The 13,876-nt window shown below is 40.9% G+C and carries 9 protein-coding genes; 5 read left to right on the forward strand and 4 right to left on the reverse strand.

The genetic code is table 11. From position 1 onward, the window contains the following. Positions 1-36: 36 nt before the first annotated feature. Both serC and gyrA read right to left on the reverse strand, forming a co-directional pair. Positions 37-1,119 (reverse strand): 3-phosphoserine/phosphohydroxythreonine transaminase, encoded by a 1,083-nt coding sequence (gene serC / locus E5A76_RS02820; RefSeq protein ID WP_161118038.1) that lies wholly within the window; start codon positions 1,117-1,119, stop codon positions 37-39. A gap of 465 nt (positions 1,120-1,584) precedes the next feature. Further along, a complete protein-coding gene (gyrA, locus tag E5A76_RS02825; protein ID WP_161118039.1) occupies positions 1,585-4,215 on the reverse strand; it encodes a DNA topoisomerase (ATP-hydrolyzing) subunit A in 2,631 nt (876 codons plus the stop codon). A 464-nt stretch (positions 4,216-4,679) separates the two neighbouring features. Here gyrA and E5A76_RS20350 point away from each other — a divergent pair, with 464 nt between their 5' ends. The 5 genes from E5A76_RS20350 (at position 4,680) to yfaE (ending at position 9,980) form a co-directional block, all read left to right on the forward strand. Then, positions 4,680-4,823 carry a hypothetical protein gene (locus E5A76_RS20350; protein ID WP_187695533.1) on the forward strand — a complete coding sequence of 48 codons (144 nt, stop codon included), beginning with the start codon at positions 4,680-4,682 and terminating at the stop codon, positions 4,821-4,823. Positions 4,824-4,978: 155 nt separating this feature from the next. Next, entirely contained in the window at positions 4,979-5,689 is a 711-nt protein-coding gene (ubiG, locus tag E5A76_RS02830) for a bifunctional 2-polyprenyl-6-hydroxyphenol methylase/3-demethylubiquinol 3-O-methyltransferase UbiG (RefSeq protein WP_053988341.1), read from the forward strand. 551 nt (positions 5,690-6,240) lie between these two features. Next, complete coding sequence (nrdA, locus tag E5A76_RS02835; protein WP_161118040.1) at positions 6,241-8,508, forward strand: class 1a ribonucleoside-diphosphate reductase subunit alpha; 2,268 nt, start codon at positions 6,241-6,243, stop codon at positions 8,506-8,508. A 45-nt stretch (positions 8,509-8,553) separates the two neighbouring features. Then, positions 8,554-9,687 (forward strand): class Ia ribonucleoside-diphosphate reductase subunit beta, encoded by a 1,134-nt coding sequence (gene nrdB / locus E5A76_RS02840; RefSeq protein ID WP_161118041.1) that lies wholly within the window; start codon positions 8,554-8,556, stop codon positions 9,685-9,687. After that, positions 9,684-9,980, forward strand: a complete 297-nt coding sequence (gene yfaE / locus E5A76_RS02845) for a class I ribonucleotide reductase maintenance protein YfaE (RefSeq protein WP_161118042.1) — start codon at positions 9,684-9,686, stop codon at positions 9,978-9,980. Before nrdB ends, yfaE begins: the two co-directional genes overlap by 4 nt. 39 nt (positions 9,981-10,019) lie before the next feature. On the opposite strand, the gene adiA is transcribed toward yfaE, so the two are convergent. Continuing rightward, positions 10,020-12,314 (reverse strand): arginine decarboxylase, encoded by a 2,295-nt coding sequence (gene adiA / locus E5A76_RS02850; protein ID WP_161118043.1) that lies wholly within the window; start codon positions 12,312-12,314, stop codon positions 10,020-10,022. A gap of 67 nt (positions 12,315-12,381) precedes the next feature. Continuing rightward, positions 12,382-13,698: a putrescine-ornithine antiporter gene (gene potE, locus E5A76_RS02855; protein WP_161118044.1), complete on the reverse strand. Its 1,317-nt coding sequence runs from the start codon at positions 13,696-13,698 to the stop codon at positions 12,382-12,384. Positions 13,699-13,876 lie beyond the last annotated feature (178 nt).

Genomic DNA, 13,876 nt, shown 5'->3' on the forward strand with positions numbered 1-13,876 from the left:
CAGTTACAGCTTTATTAATAAGTGTTTAATGCTGAATTAAGCGTTTTCTTTTTCGAATTTTGCCATAAAATCGACTAACGCTTGAACACCTTCTAACGGCATCGCATTGTAAATAGATGCTCGCATACCACCAACAACACGGTGACCTTTCAGCGCTTTCAAACCTGCGGCATCTGCTTGTTCTAAGAATAACGCATCAAGCTCTGAATTCTTTAACTGGAATGGCACATTCATGATGGAGCGGTTATCAGCATGTACTTCATTTACATAAAAGTCAGAGTGATCGATAAAATCATAAAGTAACTTTGCTTTCGCTAAATTACGTTGCTCCATGGCTTCGACACCGCCGACAGTTTTTAGCCATTTGAATACTTCACCCGCTAAATACCATGCAAACGTTGGTGGCGTATTGAACATTGACTCTTTATCAACTAAAACCGTGTAATCTAAAATACTCGGCAGAATTGATTTAGCTTGACCAAGAAGATCGTCACGAACAATCACAATCGTTAAGCCTGCTGGGCCAATATTTTTCTGCGCACCAGCGTAAATCACACCATATTTTGAAACGTCGATTTTACGAGACAAAATCGTTGATGACATATCAGCGACAATTGGCTTATCTGTTTGTGGTAGGTCACGAATTTCAATGCCATCAATGGTTTCATTTGGACAGAAATGAACGAATGCAGCATTGTCAGATAAAGGCCATTGTTCGGCAGGAAGTACTGCTTTTTTCCCTTCTTTCTCGCAAGTGATGTCTACAATATTTGGCTGGCAATACTTTGTAGCTTCTTCAATTGCACTGTGAGCCCAAAAGCCACCATCCATATAATCAGCTGTTTCAGCATTACCTAATAAGTTAAGTGGAACAGCAGCAAACTGAGCACGAGCACCACCATGACAGAACAGAACATGGTAGTTAGCTGGAATCTCAAGTAAATCTCGTAAATCTTGCTCAGATTGTGCAGCCACAGCAAGAAACTCTTTGCTACGGTGGCTCACTTCCATAACAGAAGTACCTAGACCATTCCAATTAATAAGCTCACTTTGAGCATTGGCGAGAACATCAGCGGGGATCATTGCTGGTCCGGCACAAAAGTTATAAACCTTATCCATGATAGTGTACTTGCTCCTGCTTGGGGAAATAGAATGAAAACTATTGCTTTATAAAGCTAACAACGCCAAATACATAACGTCTTTAGCATTACAAAACACATAAGATAAATATCACTACCAAGATAGGCAGCAATGCGTTGTTTTTACACCTTTATTAATCAACTTAAAAGTTTTTATTATAAATTGCTAGCCTGTTGATCTAAGCAAGACAAAAAAATAGCAGCAGTACTTATGACACATTTAGTGTTATATGCGGTAATTATGAATGGTTATAGCGTTTGAAAATGGCTTAGTTAAAAACAAAAATACAACTCAATGATCGTTTAAGAAAAAACAAAATATTATCTAGAATTACTCATCCGTGACTATATACAGGGTTAAGCCCCTGATCCTTTTATCGATATATAAAAAAACAGCTACAGTCGAAACTGTAGCTGTTTATCTATGAAGTATTGAGCTTAAGACTTACTCTTGCTCAGCTGACTCGTCTGAATCTGTATCAGCAGCAGGTTGCTCTGTATTTTCAACAGCCTCACCATCTACTAATTCAGCGTCTTCAATCAACTCATCTTCAGGCTCATCGATGCGCTGTAGGCCAACAACTTGCTCGTCATCAGCAGTACGGATCAATGTAACACCTTGTGTATTACGGCCAACACGACTCACTTCAGCAACACGAGTACGTACAAGTGTACCGCCGTTAGTGATCATCATGAACTCATCGCCTTCTTCCGCTTGAACAGCGCCAACAACGCTACCGTTACGTTCAGAGACTTTGATTGATACAACACCCTGTGTTGCACGGCTCTTCGCTGGGTACTCAGCAAGCTCGGTACGTTTACCGTAACCATTTTCAGTTACAGTCAGTACATCACCCTCGTTGTGAGGAACAATAAGTGAAACCACTTTATCGCTTTCAGCCAGTTTAATACCACGAACACCTGCCGCTGTACGACCCATGCCACGTACTTGTTCTTCAGAGAAGCGAACTACTTTACCCGCTTTCGAGAACAGCATGATGTCATTCTGACCATCAGTGATATCAACACCAATTAGGGTATCTTCATCACGAAGGTTAACAGCAATGATACCTGCGCTACGTGGACGGCTAAAGTCTGTTAGCGGTGTCTTCTTCACTGTACCGTCAGCGGTTGCCATAAATACAAACTTATCAGCTTCGTATTCACGTACAGGAAGAATCGCAGTAATACGTTCATTTTCTTCAAGTGGAAGAATATTTACGATTGGCTTACCACGTGCAGTACGGCTCGCTAATGGTAATTGGTATACCTTCAACCAGTACATACGGCCACGGCTAGAGAAACATAGGATCGTATCGTGAGTATTGGCAACCAGTAGACGCTCAATGAAGTCTTCTTCCTTCATGCGCGTTGCTGCTTTACCTTTACCACCACGACGCTGTGCTTCGTAGTCGCTTAGAATTTGGTACTTAACGTAACCTTCGTGAGATAGTGTTACTACAACATCTTCTTGGGTGATCAGATCTTCCATATCGATGTCGTGGCTAGCCGCAGTGATCTCAGTACGACGTGCATCGCTGAACTGCTCTTTCACTAACTCTAGTTCTTCGCGGATCACTTCCATCAAGCGCTCTGAGCTTGAAAGGATGTGCATTAGTTCTGCGATTTCATCAAGTAGTGCTTTGTATTCTTCAAGGATCTTTTCGTGCTCAAGGCCAGTTAGCTTGTGCAGACGTAGATCAAGAATCGCTTGCGCTTGTTGCTCTGTTAGGTAGTACTGGTTATCACGAATACCAAACTGTGCTTCTAGCCATTCTGGACGTGCCGCATCTGTACCTGCACGCTCAAGCATTGCAGCTACGTTACCTAGATCCCAACCACGTGCAATTAAGCCAGCTTTCGCTTCTGCAGGGGTTGGAGCACGGCGGATCAGCTCAATGATTTCATCAATGTTAGCCAGCGCTAATGCAAGACCTTCAAGGATATGAGCACGATCACGCGCTTTACGTAATTCGTAAATTGTACGACGAGTCACCACTTCACGACGGTGGTTAACGAAGCACTTAAGCATCTCTTTAAGGTTAAAGATCTTTGGCTGACCATTATCTAGTGCAACCATGTTAATGCCGAATGTGGTTTGTAGCTGAGTCTGTGCGTAAAGGTTGTTTAGTACCACTTCACCCACAGCATCACGCTTACATTCGATAACAATACGCATACCATCTTTATCAGATTCGTCACGTAGTGCACTGATGCCTTCAACTTTCTTATCTTTAACGAGCTCAGCAATCTTCTCGATTAAGCGAGCCTTGTTAACTTGGTACGGGATTTCGTGAACAACAATGGTTTCTTTACCATTCTTATCCGCTTCAATTTCCGCTTTAGCACGCATGTAAACTTTACCGCGGCCAGTTTTATAAGCGTCAACAATCCCTTTACGACCGCTGATCATCGCAGCTGTCGGGAAATCAGGACCTGGAATGTATTCCATTAGCTGATCGATAGTGATGTCTTCATCATTGATGTAAGCCAAACAACCGTCGATAACTTCGCCTAAATTATGAGGTGGAATGTTTGTCGCCATACCTACAGCGATACCAGAAGAACCATTCACTAGTAAGTTAGGGATCTTAGTTGGTAATACTGCTGGAATTTGCTCTGTACCATCGTAGTTAGGTACATAATCCACAGTTTCTTTGTCTAAATCAGCAAGTAACTCATGCGCGATTTTAGCCATACGAACTTCGGTATAACGCATCGCAGCTGCAGAGTCGCCGTCGATTGAACCAAAGTTACCTTGACCATCTACGAGCATGTAGCGCAACGAGAATGGTTGAGCCATACGTACGATAGTGTCGTACACAGCGCTATCACCATGTGGGTGATATTTACCAATCACATCACCTACCACACGGGCAGATTTTTTATATGCTTTATTCCAGTCATTGCCTAGTACATTCATCGCGAATAAAACGCGGCGGTGTACTGGCTTAAGGCCATCACGCACATCAGGAAGAGCACGACCTACGATTACTGACATCGCATAGTCGAGATAAGAGCTTTTCAGCTCCTCTTCAATATTTATGGGCGTGATCTCTTTTGCAAGATCGCTCATGGAGCCAATATCCCTCAGGTAATTTCTGTCGTATTTTTATACGTGCAAGGCGTAAGAATATAGCATATTACAGCCTTAATAGGCACACCTTTCACGACTTATGTTGTGAGTAATTTAGCGGAAATGAAAGAAAACAGAGATAAACGATGTCACAACTGTGAATAGAATATATGCATCTGTTTATAAATTACGCATTATTAGAAAAATAACTCAAGCCATAATGTAACTATTCTAACCTACCGAATATGTAACGGTTTGTAAAAATTAGACTGATAACTTAATTATTAATTGCACGTATTGCAATTGGTTAATGAATCCACAAATTGAGAGTTGTCGCAATTTTTACAATAGTATTCTCTATCAAAATATGTTTGTAAGCTTCACTGATACATGCAACTCACAACGTACAATACTCGATACATAGGGATTGTACATCTTCATCATGGACTAATGAGGATACGATCATGGGTACTGCAATCAACACGATAGGGCTTTCAATCATTGTTGGTAAATACATTTTAATGGCAATTATTGCGACACTCACTTTTTTTGGTGGCACGATTAGTCCCGAATTGCTGCCTGCTACACTAACTCACTTTAATGATTAAACTTATGTCACACGCTAACTGATAGCCAATCGATGTTAATCCCTTGGCTATTTCTCTCCCTTAACAATCCTCCCCCTCTGCTTATTACTGCTTTGCAACGTTTCGAATATTTCGCATAATGCGTGGTATCAATTAAGGAAAATGGCATCAATGTAATGAGCAAACCACTAAATGTAGATCCTGCTGAAATCAGTAAATTCGAAGATATGGCCTCACGTTGGTGGGATCTTGAAGGTGAATTCAAACCTCTTCATCAAATCAACCCGCTTCGTCTTAACTATGTTATCGATCATGCTAATGGTCTGTTTGGCAAGAAAGTGCTCGATGTTGGCTGTGGTGGCGGTATTCTGGCAGAAAGTATGGCAATTGAAGGTGCTGAAGTTACAGGCCTTGATATGGGTAAAGAGCCCCTAACCGTTGCTCGTTTACATGCTTTAGAAACAGGAACAAAGCTCGATTACATTCAATCAACAGCTGAAGAACATGCAGAAGAACATCAAGCTTATTACGATGTGATCACTTGTATGGAAATGCTTGAGCACGTACCTGATCCTGCGTCTATCATTGCTGCTTGTGCAAAAATGGTAAAACCTGGCGGGCATGTTTTCTTCTCTACCTTAAACCGTAATATTAAGTCTTACTTATTTGCGATTGTAGGTGCAGAGCATGTGATGCGCTTAGTCCCTAAAGGGACACATGATCATGAAAAGTTTATTCGTCCATCTGAGCTTATGGCTATGATTGATAAAACCGCATTAGAAGACCGCCATATAATTGGTTTGCACTACAATCCTCTGACAAATACTTACAGCTTAGGTAAGAATGTTGACGTGAACTACATTGTTCATACCCAAAAACAAGATTAACCAGTATTAGTCACCATTTAGGCTTCAATATAGATAACAAGGTATTGAAGCCTAATAATGCAACTTTTGTAGCCCATAATTTTTCATCTCCCATCGAAACATACCAGTAACATCCCCCCAATATGTTATGCACATAATGACTCAAAAAATTCCTGTAAGATCAAGGGTTACTTTGGATTAATTGATATTAATCACAACAAATCATGAACTCCTAAAACTGCGAAATTTCAATAAAAAAATATTTTTTTTATCACTAAAATATCACCTTAAAATATTGCAATTTGCTATCTAATTGATGGCATTAGTGAGTTACGTAAGTAGGCACTGACTTTTTTATAAAAATCCCCATCTTATCCACAGCTGGTCAAAAAATGTCGTCTTGCAAAAATCTGAAATCACCACTATCTTGTAACCACTTTGACAGCACACCCCAACATATAGTGTTTTTGTCTACCAAGAATTTTTTATCAAAGATCACATTCTTTGCTAATCTAGTTATAAAAGTTGCAAAAAAAGCTCATATGCAAGGAAAACTGGGAAACTAACTAAAAATGACTCAACAACTAACAGTTACCAAGCGCGACGGTCGTACTGAAAATATCGATTTAGATAAAATCCACCGCGTGATTGAATGGGCAGCAGAAGGTTTAGAAAACGTTTCTGTGTCTCAAGTAGAATTAAAGTCTCACATCCAGTTTTACGATGGAATCCGCACTGATGATATCCATGAAACAATCATCAAAGCAGCAGCAGATTTAATCTCTGAAGAAACCCCTGATTACCAATACCTTGCAGCACGCTTGGCAATTTTCCACCTACGTAAAAAAGCGTATGGTCAGTTTGAGCCGCCAAAGCTATATGAGCACGTTAAAAACCTTGTTGCTAAAGGTAAGTACGACGAGCACTTATTAGAAGATTACACAGAAGAAGAATTTGCAGTGATGGATACCTTTATCGATCACTGGCGTGATATGAACTTCTCATACGCAGCGGTTAAACAACTTGAAGGTAAATACCTTGTTCAAAACCGTGTATCAGGTGAAATTTTTGAAAGTGCACAGTTCCTATACATCCTGATCGCAGCAGCTCTATTTAACAAGTATCCAAAAGAAACGCGTCTTGATTACATCAAGCGTTTCTACGATGCAGCGTCATTATTTAAGATCTCACTACCAACACCAATTATGTCAGGTGTTCGTACGCCAACGCGTCAGTTCAGTTCATGTGTACTGATCGAATGTGACGATAGCCTTGATTCAATCAACGCAACAGCAAGTTCAATTGTACGTTACGTATCTCAACGTGCTGGTATTGGTATCAACGCAGGTCGTATTCGTGCGCTAGGCTCTGAAATCCGTGGTGGTGAAGCATTCCACACGGGTTGTATCCCTTTTTACAAGTACTTCCAAACAGCTGTAAAATGTTGTTCTCAAGGTGGCGTACGTGGTGGTGCAGCAACTCTGTTCTACCCTATTTGGCACCGTGAAGTAGAATCACTACTTGTACTTAAGAACAACCGTGGTGTTGAGGAAAACCGTGTTCGTCACATGGATTACGGTGTTCAAATCAACAAACTGATGTACACACGTTTGATCAAAGGCGAAAACATTTCTCTGTTCTCTCCTTCTGATGTTCCAGGAATGTACGATGCATTCTTTGCAGATCAAGAAGAGTTCGAGCGTTTATACCTAAAATATGAGCAAGATAGCAGCATCAAGCGTGAAACAATCAAGGCAATTGATTTATTCTCACTACTGATGCAAGAGCGTGCGTCAACAGGCCGTATTTACATCCAAAACGTTGACCACTGTAATACACACAGCCCATTTGATCCGGCTGTTGCGCCTATTCGTCAATCTAACCTGTGTCTTGAGATCGCACTGCCGACTAAGCCACTGAACAATGTTGAAGATGAAAACGGTGAAATTGCACTATGTACGCTATCTGCATTTAACCTAGGTGCTATCGATAGCCTTGATGATTTAGAAGAACTAGCAGAACTAACGGTTCGTGCCCTAGATGCACTACTAGATTACCAAGATTACCCACTACCGGCTGCACGTCGTTCAACCATGAACCGTCGTACACTAGGTGTTGGTGTGATCAACTTTGCTTACTACTTAGCAAAACACGGTGTTCGTTACTCAGACGGTAGCGCAAACAACCTAACACACGAAGCATTTGAAGCCATTCAATACTACTTGCTAAAAGCTTCTGTGAACTTGGCAAAAGAGCAAGGTGCTTGTCCTGCATTTTATGAAACAACTTACGCTCAAGGTGTACTACCTATCGATACTTATAAGCAAGATATCGATAAGATTTGCTCAGCAGAACTACGCTACGATTGGGAAACATTACGTGAAGAGATCAAAACTCATGGTCTACGTAACTCAACACTTTCTGCGTTAATGCCATCAGAGACATCATCGCAAATTTCAAATGCGACAAATGGTATCGAGCCGCCACGTGGTTTCGTTTCTGTAAAAGCATCAAAAGATGGTATCCTCAAGCAAGTTGTTCCTGAGTACGCTAAGTATAAAGAGAACTACGAGCTACTATGGAATATCGGTAGTAACGACGGTTACCTACAACTTGTGGGTATCATGCAGAAATTTATCGACCAAGCTATCTCGGCGAATACTAATTATGATCCGAGCAAGCAGCCTGGTGGTAAAGTTCCTATGAAGCTACTACTTAAAGATCTACTAAATGCTTACAAACTAGGTGTGAAAACACTTTACTACCATAACACTCGTGACGGTGCCTCAGATAGTCAAGGTGATATGGCTGCAGACGATTGCACCAGTTGTAAAATTTAATTATTAAATGGGAGCCTCATGGCTCCCCTTTGATTTGAGGAAATCATGGCTTACAGTACTTTTTGTCAAACCCGCAATGATCAATTAAAAGAGCCAATGTTCTTTGGTCAGCCGGTGAATGTTGCTCGCTACGACCAACAAAAATTTGAGATTTTCGAAAAGCTAATCGAAAAACAACTTTCTTTCTTCTGGCGTCCAGAAGAAGTCGATGTGTCTGGCGATCGCATTAACTACAACAATCTGCCAGATCATGAAAAGCACATTTTCATCAGTAACCTGAAATACCAAACGCTACTTGATTCAATTCAAGGTCGTAGCCCTAACGTTGCGTTGCTACCTATCGTTTCTATCCCTGAGCTAGAAACTTGGATTGAAACTTGGTCGTTCTCTGAAACTATCCACTCACGTTCTTATACGCATATTATCCGCAATATCGTTAATAACCCTTCGGTTGTATTTGACGATATCGTCGAGAATGAACATATCATTAAACGTGCTGGCGATATTTCTAAGTACTACGATGCATTAATTGCAGCAACGAATGATTACCACCGTTTTGGTGAAGGTAACCACTCCGCTGACGGTGTTCCATTTACTGTTAGCCTACGTGAGCTAAAGAAAAAGCTCTACCTTTGCTTAATGTCAGTTAACGCACTAGAAGCAATCCGTTTCTACGTGAGCTTTGCTTGTTCATTTGCTTTCGCGGAACGTGAACTGATGGAAGGTAATGCGAAAATCATTAAACTGATCGCACGTGATGAAGCACTGCACTTAACTGGTACTCAGCATATTCTGAATCTACTACGTACAGGTCAAGACGATCCTGAAATGGCTGAGATTGCAGCAGAATGCGAGCAAGAGTGTTTCAACATCTTTAAATCAGCCGCAGAGCAAGAGAAAGACTGGGCGGATTACCTATTTAAAGATGGCTCTATGATTGGCTTGAATAAGCAGATCTTGTGTCAGTATGTTGAATACATCACTAACCTACGTATGTCTGCAGTAGGTCTACGCCCTGCTTACGAAGGTGCAACGCAAAACCCAATCCCTTGGATCAACTCTTGGTTATCTTCTGATAACGTACAGGTTGCTCCTCAAGAAGCAGAGATCAGTTCATACCTTGTTGGTCAAATCGATAACGATGTAAGTGCTGACGATCTTGGTGACTTCGAACTATGAGTCAATTAACCATTAAGGTTAATGATGTGGAGGTTCATGGTAATAACCATGAGCCTCTGCTCAAACAGCTAGAACAAGCAGGTGTTCAACCTGAATATCAATGCCGTAATGGTATGTGCGGTGCTTGTCGCTGTAAGTTAAAACAAGGTGCCGTTGACCAACAAGATGCCCTTGCTTTTATTGCGCCAAATGAAATCCTTACTTGTCGCTCTGTGCCTAAAAGTAATGTTGAGATCGAATTTGACTATCAACTTGCCACTGTCAGCGAACCAATAAAAAAGGTAGCTCAATAATACTGAGCTACCTTTTCTTTATTTGGTTTAACCTTTGTTCTAAGGTTTCTTCACACACATTACGTGGTAAACACCATCTTCAACTTCTGTCCCTTCGGTTTCATGTTCAAAACCTGGGAATTCTTTATCCCACACTTCTAAGCTATGTAAATAACCAATTTGCGGGCTACTATCATCACCAAAGTTTTCCCCTGACATTAACATTGGAATACCTGGTGGGTATGGAATCACCGCATTCGCTGCCACACGACCTTGCAGTTTATGAGATGGTACCATTTCAACATTATCATCAACGATCGCTTCAAATGCGGCACGAGGTGTAATATCCGCTTTCGGTAATGTTGAATAAGCCGCATTGAGCATTTCTGATGGCGTATGTTGCTTCAAATAACCAAACATCTTATCACCCAGATCTTTAAGACCTAAATGTCCATACACATCAGGATGCGCTGCTACTAAATCAGGTAACGCATTTTTCAATGGCGTATTGTTGTCGTAATGCGTTTTAAAGCTCAGTAAAGTGTTAACCAAGGTTGCCCACTTACCTTTGGTGATCCCCATGGAAAATAAGAACATCACTTGGAAATCTGTTGTTCGTGTTGGGACAATACCAAAACGGGTTAAATATTGTGTGACAAGTGCGGCCGGTACACCGCTATCCAGCAACTTACCATCATCCCCCATACCCGGTGCGAGAATACTCACTTTAATTGGATCGAGCATACACCAGTCGGCTGGGATATCATCAAAGCCATGCCATTTATCACCCGGCCTCATTACCCAAAAGTCTTGGTTAGTCGCAACTAGCTCAGCAGGTGCATCTTCAAAGTCATAGACTTTACCGGTTTCAGGATCAGTAATGGTTTCTGCGTTCCAAGGTTTAAAGAACCAATCACCATCGGCTGCAAATTCACGGTATAAACGCCCCATTGCTTGACGATAGTCTACTGCTTCTTTGATCACTTCTTGTGTTAATGAATGTCCACGTCCACCATCCATTTGCGATACCGCAATATCATTCGATGCGCTGATCGCATACAGAGGAGAAGTGGTTGCATGCATCATGTAAGACTGGTTGAAACGCTCAAAGTTAATATGATCTTTACCGTAACGGATATGGATCCAAGAGGCTTGAGAGAGCGCATTCAGTAATTTGTGGGTAGAGTGTGTTGCAAATACTGTCGGTGCATCCGGATCTTCAACAGGTTCACCACGCATCGCAAAGTGATCGGTATAAATCGGATTAAAACGCGCATAACCATACCACGCTTCATCAAAGTGAATACGGTTACTGCTTTCCGCTAAAATATCTTGTGCACGTTTAGCGTTATAACATAAACCATCATAGGTACAGTTAGTGACTACGGCATACGTTGCTTGAGTACCGGCTTTTGCTTTTGTGAGTTCGCTACTTTCAGCAGCTTTTTTTAACCCTTCTGGTGACATTTGATCAGGGTAAATTGGCCCGATAATACCGTAACGGTTACGTGTCGGTACCATATAAACAGGTAATGCCCCAGTTAACATTAACCCCTGCTCAATAGACTTATGACAATTTCGGTCACAAATTGCGAGAGTATTCTCTCTCATACAAATCTGCATGATGGTACGGTTCGCACCGGATGTCCCTGTCACTAATGAGTAAGACTTATCAGCACCAAACACTTTTGCTGCATAATCTTCACTTTCACCAAAAGCGCCAGTGTGATCGAGCAATGAACCTAATGAGCCACGTTCAATACCCATATCTGAGCGAAATAGCCCTTCACCGTAATAGTTATAGAAACGTTGCCCCGCTGGTGTTTTCCTAAACCCTACACCACCTTGGTGACCGGGCGCAGCCCATGAATACTCATGGATATCGTCGTATTTCATCATCGCAGAAGCGAGTGGTGGTAATAATTGCTCACGGTAGCGATCCATCGCTGCTATCGCACGTCCGGCAATAAAATCTGAAGTGTCTTCTAAAATCCACGCAAACTCATCAACCTGTGACATTAATTCGCGATTAACACAGAGAGTCACTTTCTTTCTCTCTGCCAATAGGAAAACTGGCACCCCTTCTTGGCGTTGATTTAATTTATCAATCAAAGAGAAGAACATATCGTTCTCTTCTTGTTGCTGCCCCGTCATACTTGATGTCAACATTAAACAGTCGATAGCAAGGTTTACATTTAAAATAGAGTAACAATCATCATAAGATGATGCTGTTAGCACATTGATCGACTCTTTTTTAAATTCTTCAATTAAACGATCAATCGCATTCGCAATCACCCCAGTTTGCTGAGAGTTATCAAATACTAAAACTCTCTTATGTTTCCCGTAATTAAGCATATAAATATCCTGTTATATTTAAGGTTTATAACGATAGACAATGACTATTGACGATTAAAAATAAGAATTACGTTTTATTAGGCGTTGCATCTCGACTAGCAATAAAGCCATAGAAGAAATAACCAAATAAGGTAATAACAGTGCCGTAGAAGACGGCTTCTTCACCCGTAGAATAAGCACCATAAATACTATAAATAACAGCGACAGAGCCGACTAATATGCCCGTGTTATATTCTTTCTGCCCCACATTAGCCTGCTTCATAATTATGCCAAGAGCAGTAAGTGACAGAATATAAGGCACCATATTGATAAATACGGCTAAATTAACCAAGACGTTAAATTGTTTTAATAAGGTTGGAGAGATCGTCATCACTGCTAGCAATAATTCTAAAGCTAGCATAATCATCATGCCTTTAAACGGTGCATCATGCTTATTTACATCTGAAAAGATTTTGGGGAATAAACGCATATCTGCAGCAACTTTCGACACCTGAGCATTCGTAAACTGCCACCCTAATAAAGAGCCAACACATGCCATGATTGCCATTGCGGTAATAATTTCCCCCACGAAAGGCGTAAACATTTGAGCAAATACCAGACCGAAAGGAGAATCAGATTTAGCAAGAATATCGTTTGGAATGATGCCTTGAATAACCGTGGTTGAGGCAATATAGGTTGCAGCAGAAAAAATAGTCGCCAACATACAAGCAAGTGGTACGTTACGCTCTGGATTTTCAACGGTTCCCGAGTTAGCACCGGCAGACTCGATACCAAGGAAAGCCCATAACGTAAGTGCCATCCCCGCATAAACTGCACTACCAATCGAGACATTATGTGGGTTCCAAGCTTCAGCAAAGATTTTAGGATCAAACCAGAACCAACCAATAATGGATAAACCCAATACAGGAATAATAATACCCCATACGGTTACGGTTGAAATTCGGCCGGTAATTTTAGCCCCTCTAACGTTGGCAAACATGGTAATAATAAGAATAGAAATAACGCCAACGAAAGTATGAATTGGGGTCTCTTTCAACCAAGGAATGAAGTATTCCAGATACCCAACACAAGACACGGCAATCGCAACCGCACTGATAACTAAACACACATAGTAGGTATAAGAAGCAATAAAGAAACTGGATTTACCGTGTGCTTTTTCTGAATAAGCTGACATCCCCCCATCATCAGTACAATACATACCACACTTAGCAAAAGCATAGGCAATGGCTAGTGCACCCAACGCTGTAATTACCCAAGCTAATAAAGCAATCCCACCGGTTGCAGCAAGACTCGACGGTAATAATATTATCCCTGACCCCATCATATTAACAGTAACAATGGTTGTTAATCCCATTAACCCCATTTTATTGCTGGCAGAACTCATAAAATAAGCAACCTTCTAAGTTATTAATTACATTAAAATTAATATTTAATTATTTATATACCTCTTTCTTTACTAATAAATAAAACTCAGGCAGTACAAATAAATATAATAATAGAATAGATGTATATTTTGAGAATACCTAAAAAAAATAATAATATTTGATGGCAATCTTATTTAG

This window comes from Photobacterium lucens (assembly GCF_009873615.1).
GTDB lineage: Bacteria > Pseudomonadota > Gammaproteobacteria > Enterobacterales > Vibrionaceae > Photobacterium > Photobacterium lucens.

Coding starts and splice junctions, on each gene's coding strand:
- E5A76_RS20350 (WP_187695533.1), top strand. CDS start 4,680: ATGGGTACTGCAATCAACACGATAGGGCTTTCAATCATTGTTGGTAAA.
- gyrA (WP_161118039.1), bottom strand. CDS start 4,215: ATGAGCGATCTTGCAAAAGAGATCACGCCCATAAATATTGAAGAGGAG.
- potE (WP_161118044.1), bottom strand. CDS start 13,698: ATGAGTTCTGCCAGCAATAAAATGGGGTTAATGGGATTAACAACCATT.
- nrdB (WP_161118041.1), top strand. CDS start 8,554: ATGGCTTACAGTACTTTTTGTCAAACCCGCAATGATCAATTAAAAGAG.
- nrdA (WP_161118040.1), top strand. CDS start 6,241: ATGACTCAACAACTAACAGTTACCAAGCGCGACGGTCGTACTGAAAAT.
- adiA (WP_161118043.1), bottom strand. CDS start 12,314: ATGCTTAATTACGGGAAACATAAGAGAGTTTTAGTATTTGATAACTCT.
- serC (WP_161118038.1), bottom strand. CDS start 1,119: ATGGATAAGGTTTATAACTTTTGTGCCGGACCAGCAATGATCCCCGCT.
- yfaE (WP_161118042.1), top strand. CDS start 9,684: ATGAGTCAATTAACCATTAAGGTTAATGATGTGGAGGTTCATGGTAAT.
- ubiG (WP_053988341.1), top strand. CDS start 4,979: ATGAGCAAACCACTAAATGTAGATCCTGCTGAAATCAGTAAATTCGAA.